This window comes from Deinococcus aerius, assembly GCF_002897375.1.
Lineage (GTDB): Bacteria > Deinococcota > Deinococci > Deinococcales > Deinococcaceae > Deinococcus > Deinococcus aerius.
On the sequence record NZ_BFAG01000010.1, the window covers coordinates 93,721 to 118,335 of the forward strand.

Below are 24,615 nucleotides of genomic sequence, written 5' to 3' on the forward strand. Positions count from 1 at the left end.
CGCCGGGCCGGGTTGGAAGGTCCCCCTCCAGCCCGCGTCCCCAAGGAGACCCGCATGACCCACCCCCTGAGCCAAGAGCACCGTGCCCTGATCGAGCGCCTCCTCGGCGAGATGACGCTGGGCGAGAAGATCGGGCAGATGACCCAGGCCGAGAAGAACAGCGTGCGGCGCGGCGACGTGGCCCGGTTGGGCCTGGGCTCGGTGCTCAGCGGGGGCGGGGGGAGCCCGAAGCCGAACACGCCGGAAGCGTGGCGCGCGATGGTCGGGGAGTTCATCCGCGAGTCGCTGGCCTCGCCGGTGGGGATTCCGCTGCTCTATGGGGTGGACGCCGTTCACGGGCACAACAACGTTCTCGGGGCGACCATCTTCCCGCACAACATCGGGCTGGGGGCGACCCGGGACCCTGCCCTCGTGCGCCGCATCGGCCGGGCGACGGCGCTGGAGGTCGCGGCCACGAATGTCCGCTGGGACTTCGCCCCGGCGGTCAGCATTCCGCAGGACCTGCGCTGGGGCCGCACCTACGAGGGCTACAGCCAAGACCCGGCGCTCGTGACCGAACTCGCCACCGCCTACGTCGAGGGGCTGCGCGGTGATCGCTGGGACAGCCCGACCTCGGTGCTTCCCAGCGTCAAGCATTACGTGGCGGACGGGGCGACCGCCTTCGGCACCTCCAAGCGGGTGAACGAGCTGGGGATGATGTTCGACCAGACGCTCGCCCTGGCCCGGACGGGGGAGAGCCTGACCAAGCTGCGGCGGCTGGGTGCCTGGCAGATCGACCAGGGGGACAGCCCGATCGACGAGGCGACCCTGCGCGCTATTCACCTCCCGCCGTACGGGGCCGCTATCGAGGCGGGGGCGCTCAACGTCATGGCGTCCTACAGCTCCTGGCGGGGGCTCAGGATGCACGCTCACCGCTACCTGCTGAGTGGCGTGCTCAAGGGCGAGCTGGGGTTCCAGGGCTTCGTGGTCTCCGACTGGGAGGCCATCGACCAGATCCACCCCGGCGACTACCCCCGCTGCGTGGCCGACGCGGTCAATGCGGGCGTGGATATGGTGATGGTGCCCTTCGACCCCGAACGCTTCATCCGCACCCTGCGCGCGGAGGTGGAGGCCGGGCGGGTGAGCGGGGCCCGCATCGACGACGCCGTGCGCCGCATCCTGACCGCCAAGGCGGCGCTGGGCCTCTTCGAGCGGCCCTATACCGACGAGGCGCTGCTCTCCCTGGTCGGCTGCCCCGAACACCGCGCCCTCGCCCGGGAGGCCGTTCGCAAGTCCCTGGTCCTCCTCAAGAACGAGGGGAACGTCCTCCCCCTGTCCCCGGACCTGCCCGCCCTGCTCGTCGCGGGGGAGGCGGCGGACGACCTCGGCGCGCAGTGCGGCGGCTGGACGATCACCTGGATGGGCGGGCACGGCGCGGTCACGCCCGGCACCACCATCCTGGAGGGCCTGCGCCGCCAGTTCGGTCACCCCGCCCGGGTTCACTTCGTCCCCGATGGAGACACGAACAGCCGCTACCCGGTCGGCCTGGCCGTCCTTGCCGAGGAACCATACGCCGAGGGCATGGGGGACCGCCGGGAACTGCGGCTGACCCCGAAGCACCTCGCGCTCCTCGCCCGCGTCCGGCGGCAGTGTGACCGGCTGGTGGTCGTGCTCCTCTCCGGCCGCCCCCTGGTGGTCACCGAGCAGGTGCCCGGGTGGGACGCCTTTGTCGCCGCCTGGCTCCCCGGCACCGAGGGGGACGGCGTGGCCGAGGTGCTGTGCGGCGCCGCGCCCTTCACCGGTCGCCTGGGCTTCGCCTGGCCGCTCTCGCAGGCGGACCTCGCCCGCACGCCGACGAGCCGGACCCTCTGGCAGATTGGGGCGGGGCTCACCCCGGCGTCCCGGGAGCCGACCCCCCTCTCCCCAACCCCTTAGGAAGCGCATGCATAAAACCCTCCTGACCGCCCTGCTCCTCACGGCCCCCGCCTCCGCCCAACCCGCGCCCTACCTCGACCCCAGCCTGCCCGCCGAGCGCCGCGTGGCGGACCTGCTGGGCCGCATGACGCTGGAGGAGAAGGTCGGGCAACTCGCGCAGATCGACGTGCTGCGCCTGATGGGCCAGGGCGAGTGGGACCGCGGCCCCCTCAATCCCGAGTGGATGGAGAACGTCCTCGCGCGGCAGCATGTCGGATCCCTGCTCAGTGGCGGCGGCAATGCCCCCGTGCCCAACACCCCCGCGGCGTGGGCGCGGATGACGAACGACCTCCAGCGTTACGCCATCGAGCACTCCCGCCTGAAGATCCCCATCCTGTACGGGGTGGACGCCGTTCACGGGCACAACAACGTCGTCGGCGCGACGATCTTCCCCCACAACCTGGGCCTGGGCGCCACCTTCGACCCCCCGCTTGCCCGCCGGATCGGCGAGGTCACGGCGCGGGCGCTGCGGGCCACCGGGATCACCTGGAACTTCTCCCCGGACGCCGACCTGGGCCGTGACCCCCGCTGGGGCCGCTTCTACGAGACCTGGGGCGAGGACCCCCTCCTCGCCTCCAGCATGGTCGCCGAGAACGTGCGCGGGCAGCAGGGGGACACGCTCGGCCCGAACGCGGTCGCCGCCACCCTCAAGCACTTCGCCGGGTACGGGGCGCCAATCGGCGGGAAGGACCGGGCCGACGCGCGCCTCACGGACGCGGAGCTGCGCGCGGTCCACCTGCCCCCCTTCCAGGCGGGGTTGGCAGCGGGGGTGGCAGCGGTCATGGTGAACAGCGGCTCGGTGAATGGCGTTCCCGGCCACGCCTCAGGGAAGCTGCTGACGGACGTGCTGCGAAAGAACCTCGGTTTCACCGGCGTCACGATCTCCGACTGGGAGGACGTAACCCGGCTCCAGACCGTCTACAAGGTGGCGCCGACGTACCGGGACGCGGTGCGTCTGGCGCTGACGGCGGGCGTGGACGTGTCGATGGTCCCCCATGACGCGCGGGGCTTCACCGGGGCGGTCCTCGACCTCGTGCGGGCGGGCGAGGTGCCGGTCTCGCGCATCGACGAGGCCGCCGGGCGCGTGCTGAACCTCAAGTTCAGACTCGGCCTGTTCGAGCGGCCGTACGTGGACCCCGCCGGGGCGGAGGCGGCCGTCACCGCCGGGCGGGACCTCGCCCTGCGGGCCGCGCGCGAGTCGGTCACGTTGCTCGCCACGGATGGCCGGACGCTCCCGCTCGGAAAGACGGTGAAAAACGTCCTCGTGGTAGGGGAGAGGGCCCGCGATCCCCGCTCGCAACTCGGCGGCTGGACGGTGGGCTGGCAGGGGCTGCCGGAAGGGGAGAGCACCCGGGCGATCACGGTGCTGGACGGCATGAAAGCGGTCGTGCCACCTGGAACGAGCCTCGCCTACAGCCCCACTGTCCCCGCCAAGCCCTCTGTGGACACCCTCGTCGTCGTCGTGGGCGAACCGCCCCACGCGGAGGGCGAAGCGGACAATCCGGGGTTGGCCCTGCCGGACACCGACCTCGCCCTGCTGCGGGCCGCGGTGGCGACCGGGAAGCCCGTCGTGGCCGTCCTCCTCGCCGGGCGGCCCCTCGTCCTGCCCGAGAATGTCCGCACCCGCCTCGCCGCCCTCGTGATGGCCTACCTGCCGGGCAGCGAGGGGGGGCGGGCGATTGCCGACGTGCTGTACGGCAACACCAACCCGAGTGGCCGCCTGCCCTTCACCTGGCCCCGCTCCGCCACCCAGGTGCCCGGAACGTATGACGAGCCCTTCCCCGGGGGCACGCCGCTCTACCCCTTCGGATACGGCCTGAGCTACACGACCTTCTCGTACAGCGGGCTTCGGGCGACGGGCGACAGCATCACGGTCAACGTGACGAACATCGGAAAGGTCGCCGGAGCGCACACGGTCCTCGCGTTCGCGCGGCCAGCGGGCGCCGCTTCCCCCCTGAAACTCGCCGCCTTCGGGCGGGTCGTCCTCGGGCCCGGCGAGGCGCGCAACGTCTCCCTGTCCCTGCCCCGGGGCCTGTTCCCGGCGGGCGGGGCGGAGATCCGCGTCGGGGCCCTCCAGACGACCACCGAGCAGCCGTGAGGCCAAACCCTGTACGCTGGCCCCGTCTCCTTTCCTCCTCTCTCCAGGGAGCGTGACCCCATGAAACTCCGTGTCGGCGTCGTCGGTGCCGGGAACATCAGCCCGATCTACCTCCAGGCCCCCTCCAAGTTCTCCGCGCTGGAGGTCACCGCGATCAGCGACCTCGACCTCGACCGGGCGCGCTCCCGGGCGGAGGAGTTCGGCATTCCCCGCGCTCTGCCGCTCGACGAGTTGCTCTCCTCTGAAGATGTAGACGTGGTCCTCAACCTGACCGTCCCCGCCGCGCACGCGGACGTGTCGCTCGCCGCGCTGGGGGCGGGCAAGCACGTGTACTCCGAAAAGCCCCTCGCCACCGATCTGGAGGCCGGGCGGCGGGTGCTCGACCTGGCTACGGAACGGGGCCTGCGGGTGGGCTGTGCGCCCGACACGTTCCTGGGGGCAGGCTTGCAAACCGCCCGCAAGGCCCTCGACGACGGCCTGATCGGCGAGCCCGTCGCCGCGACCGCCTTCATGATGAGTCACGGCCCGGAACGCTGGCACCCCAACCCCGACTTCTTCTATCAGCCCGGCGCGGGGCCGATGTTCGACATGGGGCCGTACTACCTCACCGCCCTGGTGAACATGCTCGGCCCGGTGCGCCGCGTCACGTCCTCGGCCCGCGCCTCCCTGCCCGAGCGGGTGGCGGGGACGGAACCGGGCGGGCGGCGGATTCCGGTGAACACGCCGACCCACGTGGCGAGCGTCCTCGACTTCGAGGCCGGTCCCGTCGCCACCCTCGTCACCAGCTTCGATGTCTGGGCCGCCGACGTGCCCCGCATCGAGATCTACGGGACCGAGGGCACCCTCAGCCTCCCCGACCCGAACACCTTCGGCGGCCCGGTGAGGGTCCGGCGCATGCTGGAGGACGACTGGGAAACCCTCCCCCTGACCCACCCCTTCGCGGAGAACAGCCGGGGCATCGGGCTCGCCGACATGGTGACGGCCCTGGGGAGCGGGCGGCCCCACCGGGCGAGCGGCGACCTCGCCCTGCACGTGCTGGAGATCATGCACGCGACCCTGCACGCCTCCGAGGCGGGGCGCCATATCGAGATCGAGTCCCGGCCCGGAAGGCCGGAGGCGCTGCCCGTGGCCGCGGGCGAGGAGGTGTTGCGATGACGGGTGACCTGTCCGAACGGGTGGCGCTGCAACTGTACACGGTGCGGGACGCTGTGGCGCAGGACATTCTCGGCGTGCTGCGCCAGGTCGCCGCGATGGGCTACCGCGGGGTGGAGTTCGCGGGCTTCGGCGGCCTACCCCCGCGCCAGGTGCGCGAGGTGCTGGACGGCGAGGGCCTGAGCGCGGTGGCCTGCCACGTGGGCGCCGCGGCCCTGGAGAACGACTTCGAGGGCACGCTCGCCGGGGTGCGGGAGGTCGGGGCGAGCTACGCCGTCTGCCCCTGGATCGACCCGGCGGTCGCGCACGACGCCGGGCGCTGGGACGAGTTCGCCGCCCGGCTGGAGGGGTGGGCGCGCGGGGCCGAGGCGCAGGGCCTGCGGTTCGCCTACCACAACCACGTCTTCGAGTTCGAGGCCCGCCACGGGGACGACTCCGCGCTCGATCGCCTCTTCGCCCGGGCCCCGACCGTCCTGATGGAACTCGACGCGGCCTGGGCGCACGCGGGCGGGGTGGACCCGGTCGCCTATCTCCACCAGTACGCGGGCCGGGTGCCCCTCCTGCACGTCAAGGACGTGACCGGGGCGCGCGAGACGGTCGAACTCGGCCAGGGGGAGGTGGACCTGACCGGCCTGCTCGCCGCGGCGCCGGGGGCGGGGGTGCAGTGGCTGATCGCCGAGCAGGACGAGTGCCAGCGGGACCCGATGGTGAGCGCGTCGGCCAACGCCCGCTGGCTGCAACGGGCGCTGGGCGCCGCCACCTAGGTGACGCCGACCCGGGCCGCCGCCCTCCTCCCGCCGCGCAGGTTGGCCGCCGCCGGTCTCGGCAACTTCCTGCTGCTGGGGCTGCTCTATCCCATGCTGGGTCCCGCGCTGCCGACCCTCAGCGAGCAGTTCCACCTGAGCGGCAAGGGGGCCTCGCTGCTCCTGAGCCTCAACTCGGCGGGGGCCTTCGCGGGCGTGCTGCTCGCCGGGACGCTCTCCCGGTCCTGGCCGCCGCCCCGGCGCGCGGCGCTGGCCCTGGGGCTGCTCGCCGCCGGGTGCCTGGGGCTCGTCCTCGCCCCCACCTTCGGGCTCGCGCTCGCCGCGTCGGGGCTGCTCGGCTTGGGCTTCGGCGTGCTCGACCTCACCACCAACGTGTGGCTCTCCACCGCCTACGGCGAGCGCAGCGCCTCCATGCTCAACCTGCTCAGCGCGAGCTTCGGGGTGGGGGCCGTCCTCGCGCCGCTGGCGGTGGGCCTGGCGGGCGGCGACTTCCACCTGCCCCTGCTGGGCTGCGCGGCCCTCGCGGCCCTGCTGCTGCCCCTGATGTTCACCCTGCGGGGGGCCAGCGGGGAAGTCGCCCCCACCGCCACCTTCACCGGGCGGTCCCGCGCCCTGCTGCTCGGCTTCGTGGGCCTCTTCCTCACGTACGTCGGCGTGGAGGGCGGCGTCGGCGCCTGGGAGGTCACGCATCTACAGGGCGTCCTGGACCTCTCGACGGGGGGCGCGGCGTCCATCACCGCGCTCTTCTGGGTGAGCTTCACCCTCGGGCGCGTGGTCTCGGCGGCGCTGGCCCTGCGGCTGGAGCCCGCCCGGCTCGTGGTCCTCGCGCTCCTCCTCGCCGCCGCGAGCCTCGCCCTCGCCTGCGTGCCCGCCGCCGCGCCGGTGGCCTACACCCTGACCGGGCTGTTCCTCGCGCCCGTGTTCACCACCGGGCTGGTGTGGCTGGCCCGCACGGTCCCCGGCGGCGGGGCCACCACCCTCGTCTTCGCCAGCGCGTTTCTCGGCCCGGTGCTGTTCTCGCCGGTCGTGGGCGCCTTCAAGGACATGTACGGCCCCACCGCCATCCCCGTCACGCTGCTCGGGGTCACCCTGCTGTGCCTCGCCGTCGCCCTCGGGCTGCGCCGGGCGTTGCGGCCCTGACGCCCCCTCAGGCGGGCTGGCAAACCACCGCCTCGCCCTCCGCCCGCCAGACCTTCACCTCAGGGTCGGCGGGCAGGCGCAGCCGCACCAGGCCGGGCTCCGTCTCCAGGCTGCCGCCGTGCTGGTGCAGGATGCGCCGGGCGCTGGCGAGCCCGATGCGCTCCCCGGCGCGCAGGGCGAGCGGGACCGCGCGGGGCGGCGCCTCCCCGCCCGGGGCGCCGTGCCGGACGGACACCACGACCTCGCCCTCCTGCCGCTCGGCCCACACCTCGATGCGGGGCTGGGGCACGTTCCCGGCCGCGTCGAGGGTCGCCGCGAGCACCTCCGTAAAGGCCAGCCTCAGCAGCATGGTGTCCCCGCGCACCCGGGGCAGCTCGTCCATGACCCACTGCACCCGCCGCCCCCTGAGCAGCGGTTCGAGGTCGCTGCGGACCTGCCGCACGAGGACGCCCAGCGAGACCCCCTCGAAGCGGGCGGGCGCGCCCTGGAAGAAGGGGAGCTGCTTAAGCTGCGCCACATGGGTGCCCATGCTGTCCACCTCCTGGCGCAGCAGCGCCAGGTACCGCTGCACCCGGGGGTCCGCCGCGTCGCCCAGCGCCCGCTCCAGCAGGTGCGTGACCCCGGCGGCCCGGCGGGTGGGCTCGGCCAGCTCGTGCGACACGGCGACCGCGTATGCCAGCAGCTCGGCGTGGGCGTGCTCCAGCGCCTCGGTGCGCTCGGCCACCCGGCGCTCCAGCTCGCCGTTGAGCCGCTGCAACTCGGCGGAGCGGGCGACGTGCGAGGTGACCCGCTCGTTCATCAGCAGGGCCCACACCGCCATGCCCAGCAGGGTGACGGCGACCAGGGCCACGCCCCGCGCCAGCCCCAAGCTCGACAGGACGCCGGGCATGTCCCCGGCAGCGCCCATGCCGTCCAGGTGGAAGTGCGCCGCATGCATCCCGGTGTAGTGCATGCTGGCGATGGCGAGGCCCAGCACCAGCGCGCCCCCCAGCCGCCAGCGTTCCTGCTGCGCGGGGGCCGTGACGCGCACCCGCAGCCCCAGCCACAGCGCGGCGGTCGCCGCCCCCACGGCGACGAGGACCGAGAGCGCCACGCCCCCCGGGTCGTACTCCACGTGCCCGCCGAAGCGCAGCGCGTGCATCCCCAGGTAGTGCATGCTGGTGATGCTCAGGCCCAGCAGCACGCCCCCACGGGCGAGTTCCCGGGGACCCACCCGCGGGCGGTGGATCGTGTGCAGCGCCAGCGTGGCGGCCAGCACGGCGGCCAGCCACGAGAGCAGGGTGGTGGGCAGCGCGTAGGCCATCGGGACCGGGACCCTCAGGGCCAGCATCCCGATGAAGTGCATGGCCCAGATGCCGAACCCCAGGATCAGGGCGCTCCCGCCCAGCCAGGCCCACGACGCCCGCCGCGCCGCCCCCGCGCCCGCCGCCAGGCTCAGCGTCGCGTACCCCGCCAGGCAGGCGATCAGAAAGGACAGCGCCACAAGCTCGGGCTGGTAGGAGGGCGTCAGGAAAGGCATGAAGTTGAACTTAAGCTAAGCCCCCGGGTCCGCTCACAATGGGAATTTTCCGTCAATCGGGTCTTCATCAAACCACAAGCGAGACGACCAAGCGGAGCGCAGGTGTCCGCGGCGGGTAGTCCCCCTGCCTGTTCCGGCAGCGCCGCCTAGCCCCGGCCCCGCCAGCGCAGCAGCCGCAGGGCGTTGGCGGTCACCAGGGCGGTCGCGCCCGTGTCGGCCAGGATCGCCATCCACAGGTGGGTGGAGCCCAGCAGGGTGGTGACCAGGAAGACCGCCTTGAGCGCCAGCGCGAGCGCGACGTTCTGCCGGATGTTCCCCAGGGTGGCGCGCGACAGGGCGACAAGGTCGGCCACCCCCGCCACCCGCCCGTGCAGCAGCGCGGCGTCCGCCGTCTCCAGCGCCACGTCGGTGCCCCCGCCCATCGCGATCCCCACGTCCGCGGCGGCGAGGGCGGGCGCGTCGTTGATCCCGTCCCCGACCATCGCCACGCCCCCCCGCGCCGAGAGCTCCCGCACGACCCGCCCCTTGTCCTCGGGCCGCAGCCCGGCGCGGACCTCCAGCCCCAGCGGCGCGGCGATGGCCGCCGCCGTGCGCGGGTTGTCGCCCGTCAGCATCACGGGGCGCAGGCCCAGGGCGCGCAGCCGCGCCACCGCCTCCGCCGCGTCCGGCCGCGCCTCGTCCCGCAGCGCGAGCAGGGCGAGGCCCCGCGCCGGGGCGCCGGGGGGCGTCTCGACCAGCAGCGCGGCCGTCTTCCCCTCGGCCTCCAGCGTGCCGAGTCCGGCCTCCGCCTCCCCCGTCAGCCAGCCCTGCTCCCGCGCGTGCCCCGGCGAGACGACGTGCAGGACCCGGCCCTCCACCACGGCGCTCACCCCCCGGCCCGGCAGCGCCCGCCCGTCGCGGGCGGCGGGCACAGCCCATCCCTCCCGCCGGGCCCGCTCCACGACCGCGCGGGCGAGGGGGTGGTCGCTGCCCGCCTCCACCCCGGCGGCGAGCCGCAGCCCCTCCCGCTCGTCCCCACCGGCCAGGGGCCGGATGTCGGTCAGGGCCGGGCGCCCGGCGGTCAGCGTGCCCGTCTTGTCAAAGGCGACCGTCCGCACCCGTCCCAGTGTCTCCAGTGCCGCCCCCCCCTTGACGAGCAGGCCGCGCCGGGTTCCGGCGGCGAGGGCGCTCGTGATCGCGGCGGGCACCGACAGCACGAGCGCGCAGGGGCAGCCGATCAGGAGCAGGCTCAGGCCGCGGTAGAGCCAGGGGTGCCACTCGGCCCCGGCGAGCAGCGGGGGCAGCAGGGCGACCCCGGCGCTCACCGCCACCACGAACGGTGTGTACACCCGGCTGAAGCGGTCGATCAGCCGGGCGGTGGGGGCGCGGCTCGCCTCCGCCTCCTCGACGAGGTGGAGGATGCGCGCCACCGTGTTGTCGCTCGCCTCCCGCTCGACCCGCACGGTGAGCAGCCCGCCCCCGTTCACGCTCCCGGCGTACACGGGATCGCCCACGCCCTTGCCCACGGGCACGCTCTCGCCCGTCACCGGGCTGTCGTCGAGGTCCGAACACCCCGTCTCGATCACCCCGTCGGCGGGGACGCGCGCCCCGGGCCGCACCTGAATCCGCTCGCCGACCCGCAGGCTCCCCGCGCTCACCTCGGTGACCTCGCCGCCGTCCAGCCGCAGGGCCGTTCTCGGCGTCAGCTCCACCAGCGCCCGCACCCCCGCCCGCGCCCGGCCCGCCGCCACGCCCTCCAGCAGCTCGCCCACCGCGAAGAGGAACACGACCGCCGCCCCCTCCGCCGCCGCGCCGATCAGCAGGGCGCCCAGCGCCGCGAGCGTGACGAGCGTGCCCATGGAGAAGGGATCGCCCGAGCGCGCCGACGCGATGGCCTGCCGGGCGAGCGGCCACGTGCCGACGAGCGTGGCGGCGACGTACCCCCACGCTCCCACCCCCGGCGCGGCGAGCGAGACCAGCCACGCGAGGACGAGCAGCGCCCCGCTGGAAAGCACCAGCCGCCCCTGAGCGCCCGCGTACCAGGGCGCGCGGGCGGGAAGGGCCGGGGAGGCCTCCCCCGGCGGGGTCAGCGTGTGCGGCGTGTAGCCCAGGGCGCGCAGCTCCTCCTCCAGGGCCGTGCGGCTTGTCCGGCTCTCGTCCAGGCGCAGGCGCAGCGTCTGGGTGGTGAAGCTCGGCTGCACGTCGTGGGCGCCGGGCAGGCGCGACACCGCCCGCTCGACCTTCTGCACGCACGAGGCGCAGTCCATCCCGTCCACGAGGTAGCGCAGCTCCGGCCAGGAAGCGGGGGAGGGGGGGGCCGCGGCGGGACGGGACATGCCGCCAGTATACCTGAGCAGGTATTCAGCTATTCCGCACGCCGCCGGGTGATTTCTCCGGGCCGCCGGGCGCGTTCCGGCGGCCGAGTCAGGGTCGGGGCCCTGGCCGGGCGGGCGGCCCGCGGTCCTCCGGGAGTTGCCCGCTCTTCCGGTCAAATTCCGCCGGGGGAAGAGGCACACCGGGAACGGCCCCCTGCGGCGCGGGCGGCGTCAGGCCGGGTTGAGCCAGGGGGGCGGGCGTCCCGGGCACGGCCCCCGCCTGTCCGGGGAGCGGCGCGGGCGCCGCGCGGCCCGTCGGCGAGGGGGCGCACCGGGTGCCGGGAGCGGGTGCGCGGGGGGCACGCGGCACCTGCCGGGCACCGGGTGCGCCTGTCCGGGGGCGGGAACACTGGGCGCCGCCTGACCCGGGACCTGGGGGAGGCCGGACTGGGGCTGGTTCCCCGCGAGGGCGCCGCCACCCAGCCCCAGCAGCAACGTGGTGAGGAAAACCTGTTTCATCCCTTTCTCCTTCCGGGCGAGCCTTCTCGCCCTTCGGGGGGCAGCGTAGGCCCGCGCGCTGAAGGGCTCAGGGCGCCCCGCTGAACGGGCGCTGAACGCTCCCCGGCAGGGTGAACCCCACCTCCGGCCCCTGGCCCGTGTTGCGCGCGAAGGCGTCGCCGCCGTGGGCCCGCGCGGTCGCCCGCACGATGGCGAGGCCCAGCCCGCTGCCCTCCCCGCCCGCCGCGCCGCGCACGAAGCGCCCGAACATGCGCTCCAGGAAGTCGGGGGGCAGCTCGCCGGGGTTCACGACACTGACCGTGACCTGGCCCGGCTCCTCCCGGGCCCGCAGGGTAACTGTTGCCCCGGGCGGCGTCGCGGCCACCGCGTTCCGCACCAGGTTCCACAGGGCGCCCTCTACCCGCGCCCGGTCGGCCCGGAGTTCGGCCTCCCCGGCTTCCACGTGAAAGCGGAGGTGGGGGGCCAGGTCCGCCGCCGTCTGCGCCACGGCCCGCAGCAGCGCGGCCACGTCGAGGGGCTCGGGGTGCAGGGCCTCGCCCGCGTCGAGGCGGGTCAGGGTGAGCAGGTCGTTCACCAGCCGCCCCGCCCGCCGGGCCTCCCGCCGCAGGCCCGGGAGGAGCCGGTCGCGCGCCGCCGGGTCGTCCCCCACCCGCTCCAGCACGTCCAGCCCCCCCTGGAGGGCGGCGAGCGGCGTCCGCAGCTCGTGGCTGGCGTCCGCCGCGAACTGCCGGGTGCGCTCCTCCTCGGCCGAGAGGCGGGCGAAGGCGTCGTCCAGCCGGGCCAGCATCCGGTTGAGGCTGCGCGCCAGGGACTGCACCTCGTCGGGCGCCCCCGTCTCGGGCAGGCGCTCGTCGAGCGACGCGGCAGAGAGCTGCTCGGCCCGCCGGGCCATCAGCCGCAGCGGGGCCAGCCCCAGCCGCAGCAGGGCCGAACCCAGCAGCCCCGCGAGCGCGAGGGCGAGCCCGGCGCCCAGGCCGTAGGCGAGCAGCACGCCACTCACCAGGGCCCGCACCTCGTCCTCCCGCACGGCGAGCCCGATCACCGCGTTCCCCGAGCGGGCGAGCTGCACCCCGTTCCACGCCCCGGCCCCGCGCGCCCGCACCCGGGCGAGCACGTCCGGCGGGGGGCGCGGGTGCGGGCCGCTGTCGGAATACAGCACCCCGCCCGGCGTGGCGATCAGCCCCCAGGTGCCGCACGTTAGCGCCAGGTTGAACAGCTCGTACTGCAGGATGGTCGGCGTTCCGCCCCCCTCGCCGTCGCGGGCGATCACCGCCACCTGGCTCGCCAGCGACCGGGCGGCCTGCTCGCGGGCGAAGTTTCCCGCCCGCAGCCCCAGGTACGCCCCCAGCGGGACGAGCGTGGCGGCCAGCAGCGCCAGCAGCCGCCGCCCCCGGAGGCTCACCCCGCCTCGTCCCGCCGCCGCAGGGCGTAGCCCGACCCGCGCACGGTGTGGATCAGCTCGGGCTCGCCCAGGGCCCGGCGTAGCTGCCGGACGTACACCTCCACGATGTTGTCGTCCCCCAGGAAGTCCGCGCCCCACACGCTGTCGAGCAGCACGGCCTTGGACAGCACCCGCTCGGGATAGCGCAGGAAGACGGCGAGCAGGTCGAGCGCCCGCGGGTTGAGGTCCAGCCCCCGCCCCCCCCGGGTGGCCTCGCGGAGCTGGGTGTCCAGGCAGAGGTCCGCGTAGCGCTGCGCCCGGCCGAACTGCGGCTGGGCGCGGCGCAGCACCGCCTGCACCCGGGCGGCGAGCTCGCCGAACACGAAGGGCTTGACCAGGTCGTCGTCCGCGTCACCCTGCAGGTGCGCGATGCGTTCCTCCACCCCGTCGCGGGCGGTCAGGATCAGGACCGGCGTGCCGCTCCGGGCGCGGATGGCCCGCAGCACCGCCCCGCCGTCCAGCCCCGGCAGCCCGAGGTCGAGGATCACGACGTGCGGGGAGGCCGACGAGAACAGCCCCAGCGCCTCCGAGCCGCCCCCCGCGCTGCTGACCTCGTAGCCCTCGTACCGGAAGCCGAGTTCGAGCAGGTCCCGGATGCCCGGGTCGTCCTCCACGATGAGCACGCGCGGCTTGTCGCTGGACATGGGGGTACTGTGGCGGGAGAAGGCTGAAGGTCGGCTGAATGGCGCGGGTCCCCCTCCCCCGCAGGGGTTTAGGCCCCGCCCCCGGCCCGGCTGCCGTTCCCCGACTGGCGTTCGAGCAGGGCCACATACGCCGCGAGCAGGGCGTGCCCGGGGGTCCGCCCCCGACGGGTCTGGCCCTCGCCCGCCTCACGCGCCGAGACGCGCGCCAAGTACGGCGGCGCGGCCTCCCCGTCGGGGGCGAACAGCATCACCCAGCGCCACCCCCGCGCCTCAATCACGTCCCACAGGGCGTGCAGCAGCCTCCCCTGGCCCGCCGGCTCGTCCGCCTCGCCCGGGGACACCGGGACCGGCGCCCCCTCCAGTCCCCCGCCAGACCGCCGCCCACCCGCCGGTTCCCCCAACGCCCCCGGTTCCAGTTCCGCCCAGCGCCGCAGCAACTCGTCCATGCCCTGACGATAAGGGTTCCGCGCCCCCGGCAGTGGGGGCGGGGCCTGAATCTGCCGCTCGGGCCGGCCTGTTGCCACCTGTTCGCCCGGGGTGGGGGGCCAGCGCCCAGGGGGCGAGCAGGACGAGGGCGCCGCCGGTGGGATTCGCGGGGGCACCCTCCGGGAGCGGGATGAAGCACGCGAAGTGTTCTGCCGGGCGAAGGAAGCGTGCGGAAAGCGGGGCAACCCCGCCGTGGTGTGCCGGGGCGCGGTCAGCGGGCACTCGTCCCCCGTTTGGACGAGTGCCTGATCGCCGCCGGGCTGGATGCTACGGCTCGCCATAACCCCGCGGGCAGGTGCGCCACGTCCCCGGGCCAGGTGAGGCTGAGCCCCGGGGTGAAGGTGCCGTTCGCGTCGCGGCCCGGTGTCGTGGGTGACGACGGCCCGGCCCTCCTGAAAGCGGATCAGGGGTGTGGGGAGTCGTGGTCGCGGTCACGGGTTCCCCCCGGGGGTGCCCCGGTACGCCGCGGGCGCGGCGGCCTGACCCGGACGTGACCGGAAGCCGGACACCCGTGGGGCCGCGGTTTTGCGCCGCCGGGACGCGGCGGCCTGTCGCCGACGTGCCCTGGCTCCCCGCCGCGGGGGCGCCGCCGCAATCAGCCTCCAGTCACGCTGCCCCTCCTACCGTGCGTCCAGTTCGGGGACGCGCCCCGGCGAAGGAGTACCCGGGCCCACCCGACCACACGAAAGGAAACCGAACCATGAACCGAACCCTGCCCGCCCTCTTTTCCCTCCTGGCCCTCAGTGCGGGCCTCGCCGCCACTCGGGGGCCCGAGCCCAGAACCGTCAAGGGCGTGGTGCTGGACACCCGCGGCAAGCCCATCAAGGGTGCCATTGTCCGCATCGAGCCCGCCCTGACGGGCGGCATGGTCAACGTCAAGACGAATGCCAGAGGTGAATACACCGTGAGTTCACTGCTCGACATGCCCTACTACGCCAACGCCTGGGTCCAGATGCCCTACCGGGGGCAGAAGTTCTGCCTGCGCGCCGACTCGGTGAACGAGGAGGGCTACGAGCCCTTTTCCGGCAGGACCGGGGCGATCCGCGACTTCAAGCTGAAGCTCAGCGGCCCCATCCCCGACGCCGGCGAGGACGCCTACTTCGGTGGCGAGGTGCGGCTGCTGCACCCCGGCTGGGACGACGAGGGGGCCGTGAACTGGGACGAGTCGCGGGTGGAGGTGACCCTGGTGCCGGATGGTCCCCTGGTGGACGGCTCGCCGGGGAAGACGCTCGTGAGGACCACGCGGCCCGGCGACCAGTTCCTGTACGACATCCCGCTGGGGCACTACCGGGCAACGGCCATCGAGATCCGTAAGGACGGCTCGCGCGTTCCGCTGCTGATGGGCGAGGCCAAACCCGCGTCCACGATGGACCTCGCCTTCGAGTCCAACACCACCTACTGCGGTCTGGGCTACGGCAAGGTGAGCGGCATTGGCCGGGCCTTTCTGTACGTCGCCCGCCCGGCCAAGTAACCCGCCGCGCCCAGTCTGGGGAGAGGTCATACCCTCTTGGCCCGTATGGGGGTCCAGGACGACAGCACGGATGCAGGAGCCGCTGGCGGCGGTGGGGGAGATGTGCCGCTCCCCCACCCAGGGGGACGGGCTTCCTGTCCCCGGCATCCCGCCGAACTCCCCAGGCACCGTTTCCCCCGGAGAGCGGGCGGCCCGGCGTCAACCGGCAGCCGCTCCTCCACAAAATTCTGTTGGGCACCGATCATTCCTCATTCTTTCTTCTACAGACAGAAGTAAGCGCCCCCGGAGTGCGTCTAGGACGCTGTTCATATTGCTGCCCCGCAGGAAGGCCAGGAAGGGGCCCCGGACTCGTTTCGAGGGGTACGGGAAGGGGAGGAAAGGGCAGCGTTCCCCGGGGGTTGCGGACTTGATCCGCCGGATGGTGAGCTGGGGCGAGGGGCAGGCCTTGCCAGAGTAGGCGTGGTTTTCACACTAAGGCAGATTAGTGTGAAATAGGCCGGGCTGCCACCGTGGGACGACCCTCCTCAGAACTCCGCCCCGGTGTCCCGCTGCGCGGTCAATCGCTCCAGACTGCCCCGCCAGTTCCGGCGCAGCAGCGCGGCGGCCCGGTCCCACTGCCGGGCGCGGAGGGCCTCGATCATCGACGTGTGCTCGCCCAGGGAGCGTTCCCCGCGCGCTTCGTACGCGAGTTCCACCCGCCGCAACTTGAGCTTGAGCCCCCCCAGCACCTCGGCCAAGGCCCGGTTGCCCGCCGCCTCCACCCACACTTGGTGAAACCCGTCGTCCGCCGCGAGGGCCAGGGCGTCGTCGTGTTCCTCCAGCGCCCGCGCGAGGTCGGCGTTGGCCTGTTGGCCTCCTCCAGGCGCCGCAGGTGGTTCCCGGTGAGCCGCGGCCTGGCCTGCTCCAGCGCGAGCACGTCCAGCGCCTCGATCACCGGGTATAGCTGGAGCCGGGTTCAATCCGCGCCCAGCGGCTCGGCCCTGACTCCCGCCGCCTGGGCCACGAAACGGGCAGTGCGGCGGGCGAGCGCCATGCAGGTGATCATCGGGTTGGCCCCCGAGGGGGTCGGGAAGGCGCTCGTGTCGCCGATCCAGACGCCGGGGGTGCCGTGCAACTCACCCTGCGGGTTGGCGGCGCTCGTGCCCGGGTCCAGGCCCATCCTCGCCGTGCCCATCTGGTGCGCGCTGAACACCGCGTGCCCCCCGCTGCCGATGGGCTGGGCGCGCAGCCCGGCGATCCAGGCCTCCAGGTCCTCGCCCCGGCGCCAGGGCCGGGCACGGTCGGAGAGCGGGAAGATCGCCTCGGCCCCGGCGGCCTCCAGCAGCCGCGCGACGGTGGCCTGGCCGTGCCGGAAGTTCTCCACGTCCACCGGGTCGGTCACGGCGTAGGTCACCCGCGCCTGGCCCCCCTCGTCGAGCGTCACCCGGCCGTGCCCGTGGTCCCGGGTGAGGTGGATCAGGGTGACGCTGCGGCCGTGCCCGGCCATCAGGTCCTTGTGCGCCGCGCCGCTCTCCCACACGGCGGCAGCGGCATGCAGGCCGGTGGTGTACTGGGTGGTCTCGATCAGGTAGCCGTACCCGTCCGTCCGCCCCGCGAACTCGTCCACCAGGGCGGCCTGCGCCGGGCCCCACCAGTTGCGCTGGTCCTCCCCGAAGAGCCCGGTCAGCGCGCCGCAGGGGTGCAGCCGCAGGTAATCGCCCACCGCCGGGCCGCCCAGCCCCGAGCGCAGCAGCAGCGCGGGTGTCTCCAGTGCCCCGCCCGCGACGACGACCTGGGGGGCGCGCACCGTCACCGCCCGGGGCGCGCCGTCCTCCCCAGTCACGCTGGCCTGCACCCCCGCCGCCCGGCCCCCCTCCGTGAGAATGCGCCCCGCGGTGGCCCGCTCGATGATCCGCGCGCCCCGCTCCACCGCGTCTTTCAGGTACGTCTTGACGGTGCTCTGCTTGCTCCCCGTCGCGTCCCCGAAGCCGATATGCCCGGCGTGCTGGGGGTCGTGCCGCGCGGGGTCGGCGTTGCGCAGGGCCTTCCTCGCCCGGTAGCCCAGCCGCCGCGCGCCCTCCAGCATCCGCAGGTGGGTGCCGTTGTACTCGCTCGTCTGGTCGTTCGCCCCCAGCCGGGTCATCACTGCTCCCAGATCGGCGTCAAACTCCGGGCCGTCCACCCCGGTCAGGCCCAGCCCGGCCCACTCGCGCCGCACCTCGTCCGGGGTGGGGACGCAGTTCATCCAGTTCACGGTCGTGCCGCCCCCCAGGGTCCGCCCGGCGATCAGCGACACGTTCCCGTCGGCGGTCGGGGTAAAGCCGCCCCGCCAGTAGAGGTTCTGATAGGCCCACAGCTCGGATTTCCCCAGCTCGGCGTCGGCGAACTGCGCGCCCGCCTCCAGCACGACCACCCGCAGACCCCGCCGGGCGAGTTCCCCCGCCACCACGCCGCCCCCGGCCCCGGAGCCCACGATCACCACGTCCGCCTCCAGGGTGGCGCCGTCCCCCGGCCGCACGGTGGGGAGGTCGGGCTGCGTGGCCCCGCCCGTGAAGGTCGGCCCCGGGTAGCCGAACTGCCGCCAGAAGGGGTTGGGCGCCCCCGGGTTCGTCCCCGCGTAGGTCAGCATCAGGCATAACCGCCGCAGCGCCGTGATCCCCCCTGCGGCCTGCGGGCTGAGGCGGCTCAGCCCACGCAGCACCGCCCCGCGCGCGGCGAGGGGCACCCAGGGCCGCATCCCGGCCCGGCCCAGGGCGTCCAGCAGCCGCCCCAGGTCCGCCCGCTGCTCGGCGGGCAACTCCGCGAGAAACGCCTCGGCGGCCCGGTGCGCGCCCGAGGCGCTGCCGGGGGTGGCGTAGAAGCCGTGGGGGTCGTCCCTGCGCCGCAGCGCGGGGGCGAAGGTGTCCACCAGGGCGAGCAGGGTCCGGCGCTGGGCGGCGCTGAGGGGCTGGGGCATGGGCGTCCTCCGGGGGATCGGGAGGGTCCGGCGGTGGGCGCCGGGCCCCCACACATTGTGCGGTTCCCCTACTCTAGCTCAGCTCTGCCCCCGGGCCCTCCGGCGGGCAGGCGGGCAGGGTGAAGAAGAAGGTGGTCCCCTCCCCCGGCACGCTCTCCAGCCAGAGTTCCCCCCCGTGCTGCTCGACGATCTTCTTGCACACGGCCAGGCCGATGCCGGTGCCGTCGAACTCCTCGCGGCCGTGCAGGCGCTGGAAGATCACGAAGATGCGCTCGAAATACTGGGGCTCGATGCCGATGCCGTTGTCGCGCACGGCAAAGCGCCACCGCTCGCCGTCCCGCCGGGCCGACACGTGGACCCGCGGGGGCACCCCCTCGCGGCGGTACTTCAGCGCGTTGGAGAGCAGGTTCTGGAGCAGTTGGTCCAGCCGCGCCGGGTCGGCGAGGACGCACGGGAGCGGCCCGCGGGTCAGCCGCCCCCCCGCCTCCTCCACCTCGTCCGCCAGGCGCCGGGCCACCCCATCGAAGACAGCGGCGGCGTCGGCGGCGCGGGGATGGCGCGGCCGGGTGTTCAGGCGCGAGAAGCCCAGCAGGTCGTCCACCAGGCGCTTCATATGCTGCCCGTTTTCCACGATCTGGCGCAGGTAGAGCTGGCCGCGCTCGTCGAGCCTGTCCCCGTAGCGCCTGAGGGCGAGTTCGGCGAAGCTCGTGACCGCCCGCAGCGGGGCCTGGAGGTCGTGGGAGGCGACGTAGGCGAACTGCTCCAGCTCGGCGTTCGAGCGGCGCAGCTCCTCGTTGGAGCGCCGCAGCCGCTCCTCGGCCTCGCGGCGCTCGGTCACGTCTCGGATCAGGCCGACCATGCGGGTCACCTCGCCCTGGGCATTCCACACGAAGTGCCCGTCGGTCTCGACCTCGCGCACGCTGCCGTCCTTGCGCCGCACCCGGAAGCCGGTGTGCAGGACCCCGCGCTCGCCTATCACCCGCAGCGCCTCCTCCCGGAAGGCGGCCCGGTCCTCGGGGTGGACGAGGGTTTCCATCCACATGTCCGCGCTGCGGGCGAGTTCCCCGGGGGTATAGCCCGTGATCTCCTCCAGGGGGCCGCCATACACCATCTCCCCGGTCGCGGCGTTCCAGTCGTACAGCACGTTGCCCGACCCCTGCACCGCCACCTCGTAGCGTTCGCGCCACTCGGCGACCTCCCGGGTGCGCCGCGCGAGGTCCGCCACCCCCTGCGCCGCCTCCAGCGCGCTGCCCAGGCTGCGAATCACCGTCTCCAGCACCACGCGGTCGGTGCGCGTCCACGCCCGCTCCTCGAACAGCACGGCGATGAACACCCCGGCCACCTCCCCCCCGCGCAGCACCGGCAGGGAGGCGGCGGCGTTCACGTGCTGCACCAGCTCGGCCGGGGTGTCGCTGCCCCGCGCGTAGGCGTCCTGGTAGAAGGGCTGCCGGGTGGCCCAGGGAATATCCACGCTGGGGGTCGCGCCGACCCGCGGCCCCGCGTCGATAAAGGCCTGGAGGTCGGCGTGCCCCACCTCGCCCACCTGCACCCGGTTGCGCCAGCGGTCCCCCTCCCGCTCGTAGTACAGGGCGTAGCCCGGGGGCAGCAGGGACAGCACGACCTCCTGGGCCCGCCGCACGAGCGCGTGGGGGTCGGCCCGCAGGCTGAGGTCCCGGGTCAGCTCGGCAAAGCCCTCCAGCGCCCGGGCGCGGGCCTCCAGCTCCGCGTTCTGGGCGGCCAGCCGGGTGGCCACGTCCGCCCGCTCCAGGCTCAGCCCCAGGCTGCGGCCCACGGCCAGCACCACGGCCCGCTCGCGCTCGGACCAGGTGCGCGCGTCCTGGGTGCCCACCGCGAGCAGGCTGCGCGGCGCCTCGCCCCGGAAGTACGGGAAAAAGGCGACCGCCCCGTAGGCCTCGGTGTGTGCCACCTCCTCGCGCGCCGCGTCCCAGCCGGAGACGAAGAGCGGCTCCCGGCCCCCCACCGCCCGCGCGAAGCTGGGGGCGTCCTGCGGCAGGCCGCGGGTGATGCTCTCCACCGTCTCGGGCGCGATGTCCTCGGTCCACACCCGCGCCCGCCACAGCCCCCCCTCCAGCTCGTAGTACGCCACGCTCACGCCCCCCAGGGTGGCGCGCAGCACCTCGCCCGCCCGCCGCGCCAGCGCGTACACGTCCGTCTCGTGGCCCACCGCCTCGGAAAAGGCCACGAAGGCGTCCAGGGCCGCCACCCCCTCGGCCAGCCGCTGCGCCGCCGCCGCGCGCTCCAGCGCCAGGCCCAGCGTTCCCGCCGCCCGGCGCAGCAGCCGGCGCTCCTCGGGATCCCAGGTCTGCTGCCCCACCGGGCGCCACACGACCAGAAAGCCCTCCAGCGTGCCGCCCGGTGTGCGGATGGGCTCGACCCCGCAGGCCAGGGACGGAAAGGTGGGCAGGGTGCCCGGCTCCGCCCGGTAGTCCGCCAGGTACACGCCCTGCCCCTCCCGCGCGGCCCGCGCCAGCAGGGGCGCCCCGGCGAGCGTCAGGCCGGGGCGGGTCATGTGCGCTGTGATCACGGGCGGCGTGTCGCCCCAGATCGTGGGCAGGCGGATCTGCTCCCCGTCCAGCCGCACGACGAGCATGCTGCTCGCCCCCAGCGCCGGGCCGATCAGCCGCAGCGCCTGCTCGGCCACCTGTTCGGGGGTCGCCGCGCCCTGCAGGGCCGCCGCCAGCGCCGCGAGCAGCTCGGCGTCCTGGTAGGCCCGCTCCAGCGCGCCCCGCTCCCCGCGCGGGGCGGCCTCCTCCCGGTCCAGCTCGTGCGCGGTCCAGACCCAGGTGCCCGGGCCGAATTCGGGGGCAGGGCGGGCCCGCAGCGCGAACCAGCCGTACTCGCCCCCCGCCCCGCGCAGCCGGTGGTCGCCCCCCACCTCCTCCCCGGGCCCCTGCGCGGCCTGCCAGCGGCCCAGCAGCTCCGCGCGCTCGCCGGGGTGCAGCACCTCCGTAAAGGCCCGCCCCAGCACGTCCGCCTCGTCCCGGCCGGTGTAGGCCCGCCACGCGCGGTTGACCAACGTGAGGTTGCCGGAGGCGTCCACCAGCCACAGCGGGTTCGGCAGCGCGTCGTAGAGGGGGCGGGCGTGGGAGGGGAGCAGGGTCTCGGCCCCCGCGCTGGGCTTCATGGGCGGATTCTAGCGTTCCCGCCCGTCCCCCGCAGGAGAAAAATCCCCGCCCCCGGAAGGTCGGGGCGGAGACGGGGCCGCGGCGAGTCAGGCGAAATGGCGGCGAGTCGAAGACGAGGGCCGAGCGGAGCGAGTGGCAAAGCATACGGCTGGCGGCGACGGAAGAACATCCGGTGCTTTCCCGGATGTTCTGGAATCAGAGCCAGCCCGTATCAGACGGGTTCGGGCAGCGCGGTGGGCCTCCCGTTCACCCACCGCAGGGGTGCGGCGTGCAGTTGGCGCCGGGTGCGCTCCTCGTTCCAGGCGTGAAACACCAGGATGTCCTCCTCGCCCCGCCGGGTGACGCTCGCGTGCCCCGGGCCGCGCAGGTGCCCGGCGGTGCGCAGCACGTTCGCCCCGGGCTGGGGCTCGGTCCAGGGCCCCAGCGGGTGATCGGCGACCGCGTGCCCCACCCCGTACGTCTCGTTCGTCCACGCGCCGCCGGAGTACAGCAGGTGGTACCGCCCGTCCCGGAACAGCACGAAGGGTCCCTCCAGCGTGTGCCAGTCGTACACCGCCCCGTACATCGGGCGGGCGCGCTGGTACACCTGCCAGTCGCCGCTCGCGCGCAGGATGGTGCGCGTCTCCCCCAGCCGGGTCATGTCGTGCAGCGGCGCGGCCGCCAGCAGCGTCCCGGGCCGCTCGCCCGTCAGGTCGTCCCGCGCGTAGAAAAGCCACCACGAGCCGTCCGGCGCCCGGAAGGGGTGCGGGTCGATGGCGAAGGGCTCCTCCGGGGTGAGGTTGAGCCCCTGGTCCACGAAGGGGCCGAGCGGTGAGGACGCCTTGGCCACCCGCAGGTGGTGGCCCTTGTCCCCCCGCCCCACCGAGTAGTACAGGAAGAAGGTGTCGCCATTGCGCGCGACCTCGGGCGCCCAGTAGTCCTGCTCCTCGTCGCCCAGCGGCTCCAGCGCCCCCCCGTGCGAGGTCCAGTGGACGAGGTCGGGCGAGGACAACACCTCGAAGGCCCGCTGCCCGGCCTTGCCGTTGAGACCGGTGCCGTAGGCGTAGTACGTGCCGTCCACCAGGAGTACGAAGGGGTCGGCAAAGTTGCCGGGATACAGGGGGTCTTGCGGCAGTGGGCCGGAGTGAAGGGTATGGGTCATCGGTGGTGCCTTTCGGGAGTCAGGGCGTCGGCGCCCGCTGCGGGGTCAGGGTCGGTCCCGCCACCGTCACCTTGCCGCCCGCGAAGGTGATGGGATCGAGCCGCAGGCTGCGGTATCCCGCCGCGTCGCCGATCCGCCCGGCGGTCCAGGCGTGGTAGGCGAGCCAGGTTTTCCCGGCGCCGTCCGTCACGACCGTCTGGTGCCCGGGTCCCGCCACCGCGCCCTTGCTGACGAGGATGGGGTTCTCGGGGGCCTTGCGGTACGGCCCGGTAATGCGGCTGGCCGTCGCGTAGCCCACCGCGTAATACTCGCTGTCGAACGGCCCGCCCGAGTACAGCAGGTAGTACACGCCGCCCTGGCGGTAAAGGGTCGGCGCCTCGATCACGTTCCCCTCCCAGAGCTGGAAGTTCTGGATCAGGGCGGTCGCCTTGCCGGTCAGCCGCAGGCCGGTCGCGTCGAGGGGTTGCAGGTAGATGTGGGTGGCCTGGTTGCAACAGTTGCCGTCGTTCTTCCACAGCAGGTAGCGCTGGCCGTCGGTGTCGAGGAAGGGGCTGGCGTCGATGCTCCCGCCCTCCCCTACCTGGCAGACGAGCGGCTTGCCCGAACTGTCCCTGAAGGGCCCGGCGGGCGAGGTCGCCGTCGCCGCGCCGATGCACTGCCGCCCGCTGTCCTCGTCCTGCGCGGTGTAGTACAGGACGTAGCGGTTGCCGACCCGCGCCACCTCCGGCGCCCAGGTCCGCCCGCCCTGCGCCCACGTCCCCAGCACCGGCATCGCGTCCCCCACGAACTCCCAGCGCACGAGGTCGCGGCTCACCGCGTGCGGCACGTTCGCGTTCGCGCTGTTCGTCGCGTAGGCGTGATAGGTGTTCCCCACCTTGAGGATGAAGGGGTCGGGGAAGTTCTCGTCGATCACCGGGTTGCGGAAGGTGGTGGGCGCGGCGGGCCGGGTGACCGCGGGGCCGCTGCCGCCCGCCAGCATTCCCGGGGGGGCGAGCAGCGCGCCGAGCGTGAGGGCCAGGGCGCGGCTCATTCCTTCAGCCCGGTTGTGGACAGGCCCGAGATCAGGTAGCGCTGCGCGAGCAGGTACGCGATCAGCACCGGCACGCTGGCGATGGCGGTGGAGGCCATCAGCTTGCCGTACTCGGTCACGTAGCGCTGCGAGAAGGTGTTCACGCCGACCGGCAGCGTGAGCTTGTCGATGTCGGTCACCACGAAGGTCGGCCAGATGAAGTTGTTCCACGAACCCATGAAGGCGAACACGGCCAGCGTGACGAGCGCGGGGATGCTCAGCGGCAGGATCACGTGCCACAGCACCTGCAGCGAGTTTGCCCCGTCAAGCCGCGCGGCCTCCTCCAGCTCCTTGGGCAGGGCCATGAAGAACTGCCGCAGCAGGAACACTCCGAAGGCCCCCGCCAGTCCCGGCCAGATCAGCGAGTGAAACGAGTTGATCCAGTTGAACTTCAGCATCATCAGGTACGTCGGGATCAGGCTGACGACCCAGGGGATCATCATCGAGCCCAGGATGATCCAGAAGATCGTGTCGCGCCCCTTGAAGCGCATGCGGGCGAGGGGATAGGCGGTCAGGGCGCACAGGGCGACGTGCAGCACCGTGAAGACGCTCGCCACGAAAAAGGAGTTCCACATCCAGCGCAGGATGTTGCCGTCCGGCGAGGTGAACACCTCGCGGTAGTTGTCCAGGGTGGGCCGCAGCGGGACCCACTGGGTCGGCGTGGCGATCACGTCCGTCTCGGCCTTGAGGGACGTGGCGACCATCCAGTACATCGGCGCCAGGAAGATCACGGCGAGCAGGCACAGCAGCAGGAAGCGCGGAATGTCGCGCGGACCCCGGCGGCGGGGCCCACTCTCGCGCGTGGTGGTGACGGCCGGCAGGTCACGGGCGGGTGCGGCCATC

The 24,615-nt window shown here is 73.9% G+C and carries 17 protein-coding genes; 6 read left to right on the top strand and 11 right to left on the bottom strand.

The genetic code is table 11. The features are described from left to right. Positions 1-54: 54 nt before the first annotated feature. Genes DAERI_RS14145 through DAERI_RS14165 form a run of 5 tightly spaced genes read left to right on the top strand, consistent with a single transcriptional unit; the run spans position 55 to position 7,107 of the window. Positions 55-1,914: a glycoside hydrolase family 3 protein gene (locus tag DAERI_RS14145; RefSeq protein WP_103130077.1), complete on the top strand. Its 1,860-nt coding sequence runs from the start codon at positions 55-57 to the stop codon at positions 1,912-1,914. A 7-nt stretch (positions 1,915-1,921) separates the two neighbouring features. Then, positions 1,922-4,051, top strand: coding sequence for a glycoside hydrolase family 3 N-terminal domain-containing protein (locus DAERI_RS14150; protein WP_103130078.1), 2,130 nt, complete (start codon positions 1,922-1,924; stop codon positions 4,049-4,051). Between the two features lie 60 nt (positions 4,052-4,111). Next, positions 4,112-5,206, top strand: a complete 1,095-nt coding sequence (locus DAERI_RS14155) for a Gfo/Idh/MocA family protein (RefSeq protein WP_103130079.1) — start codon at positions 4,112-4,114, stop codon at positions 5,204-5,206. Next, a complete protein-coding gene (locus DAERI_RS14160) occupies positions 5,203-5,967 on the top strand; it encodes a sugar phosphate isomerase/epimerase family protein (RefSeq protein WP_103130080.1) in 765 nt (254 codons plus the stop codon). Before DAERI_RS14155 ends, DAERI_RS14160 begins: the two co-directional genes overlap by 4 nt. Next, positions 5,968-7,107 carry an MFS transporter gene (locus DAERI_RS14165; RefSeq protein WP_103130081.1) on the top strand — a complete coding sequence of 380 codons (1,140 nt, stop codon included), beginning with the start codon at positions 5,968-5,970 and terminating at the stop codon, positions 7,105-7,107. It abuts the gene before it with no gap. Positions 7,108-7,114: 7 nt separating this feature from the next. Here the strand turns inward: DAERI_RS14165 and DAERI_RS14170 are convergent, their stop codons facing one another. The 5 genes from DAERI_RS14170 to DAERI_RS14190 form a co-directional block, all read right to left on the bottom strand. Continuing rightward, a complete protein-coding gene (locus DAERI_RS14170) occupies positions 7,115-8,626 on the bottom strand; it encodes an MHYT domain-containing protein (RefSeq protein ID WP_103130082.1) in 1,512 nt (503 codons plus the stop codon). A gap of 146 nt (positions 8,627-8,772) precedes the next feature. Beyond that, positions 8,773-10,941 carry a heavy metal translocating P-type ATPase gene (locus DAERI_RS14175; protein ID WP_235610401.1) on the bottom strand — a complete coding sequence of 723 codons (2,169 nt, stop codon included), beginning with the start codon at positions 10,939-10,941 and terminating at the stop codon, positions 8,773-8,775. Between the two features lie 565 nt (positions 10,942-11,506). Beyond that, positions 11,507-12,841 carry a sensor histidine kinase gene (locus tag DAERI_RS14180; protein WP_103130083.1) on the bottom strand — a complete coding sequence of 445 codons (1,335 nt, stop codon included), beginning with the start codon at positions 12,839-12,841 and terminating at the stop codon, positions 11,507-11,509. After that, positions 12,838-13,524, bottom strand: a complete 687-nt coding sequence (locus DAERI_RS14185; RefSeq protein WP_165794215.1) for a response regulator transcription factor — start codon at positions 13,522-13,524, stop codon at positions 12,838-12,840. Before DAERI_RS14185 ends, DAERI_RS14180 begins: the two co-directional genes overlap by 4 nt. Before the next feature lie 68 nt (positions 13,525-13,592). Next, positions 13,593-13,970 carry a hypothetical protein gene (locus DAERI_RS14190; RefSeq protein WP_103130084.1) on the bottom strand — a complete coding sequence of 126 codons (378 nt, stop codon included), beginning with the start codon at positions 13,968-13,970 and terminating at the stop codon, positions 13,593-13,595. A gap of 740 nt (positions 13,971-14,710) precedes the next feature. Between DAERI_RS14190 and DAERI_RS14195 the strand changes: the two genes are divergently transcribed. Further along, on the top strand, positions 14,711-15,481 hold the full coding sequence (locus DAERI_RS14195; protein ID WP_103130085.1) for a carboxypeptidase-like regulatory domain-containing protein: 771 nt from the start codon (positions 14,711-14,713) through the stop codon (positions 15,479-15,481). Between the two features lie 524 nt (positions 15,482-16,005). Here the strand turns inward: DAERI_RS14195 and DAERI_RS14200 are convergent. From DAERI_RS14200 to DAERI_RS14225, 6 genes are all read right to left on the bottom strand, one after another. Beyond that, positions 16,006-16,440, bottom strand: coding sequence for an FCD domain-containing protein (locus DAERI_RS14200; protein WP_165794216.1), 435 nt, complete (start codon positions 16,438-16,440; stop codon positions 16,006-16,008). After that, a complete protein-coding gene (locus tag DAERI_RS14205; protein ID WP_103130087.1) occupies positions 16,437-18,416 on the bottom strand; it encodes a GMC family oxidoreductase in 1,980 nt (659 codons plus the stop codon). The genes DAERI_RS14200 and DAERI_RS14205 overlap by 4 nt, the downstream gene beginning before the upstream one ends. Positions 18,417-18,489: 73 nt before the next feature. Then, positions 18,490-21,561 (bottom strand): ATP-binding protein, encoded by a 3,072-nt coding sequence (locus tag DAERI_RS14210; protein WP_103130088.1) that lies wholly within the window; start codon positions 21,559-21,561, stop codon positions 18,490-18,492. A gap of 212 nt (positions 21,562-21,773) precedes the next feature. After that, positions 21,774-22,703, bottom strand: a complete 930-nt coding sequence (locus DAERI_RS14215) for a glycoside hydrolase family 43 protein (RefSeq protein ID WP_103130089.1) — start codon at positions 22,701-22,703, stop codon at positions 21,774-21,776. Positions 22,704-22,722: 19 nt separating this feature from the next. Beyond that, the gene (locus DAERI_RS14220) at positions 22,723-23,733 is read right to left on the bottom strand and encodes a glycoside hydrolase family 43 protein (RefSeq protein WP_103130090.1); all 1,011 of its coding nucleotides are present in this window, start codon (positions 23,731-23,733) and stop codon (positions 22,723-22,725) included. Beyond that, the gene (locus DAERI_RS14225; RefSeq protein ID WP_103130091.1) at positions 23,730-24,614 is read right to left on the bottom strand and encodes a carbohydrate ABC transporter permease; all 885 of its coding nucleotides are present in this window, start codon (positions 24,612-24,614) and stop codon (positions 23,730-23,732) included. The genes DAERI_RS14220 and DAERI_RS14225 overlap by 4 nt, the downstream gene beginning before the upstream one ends. Position 24,615 lies beyond the last annotated feature (1 nt).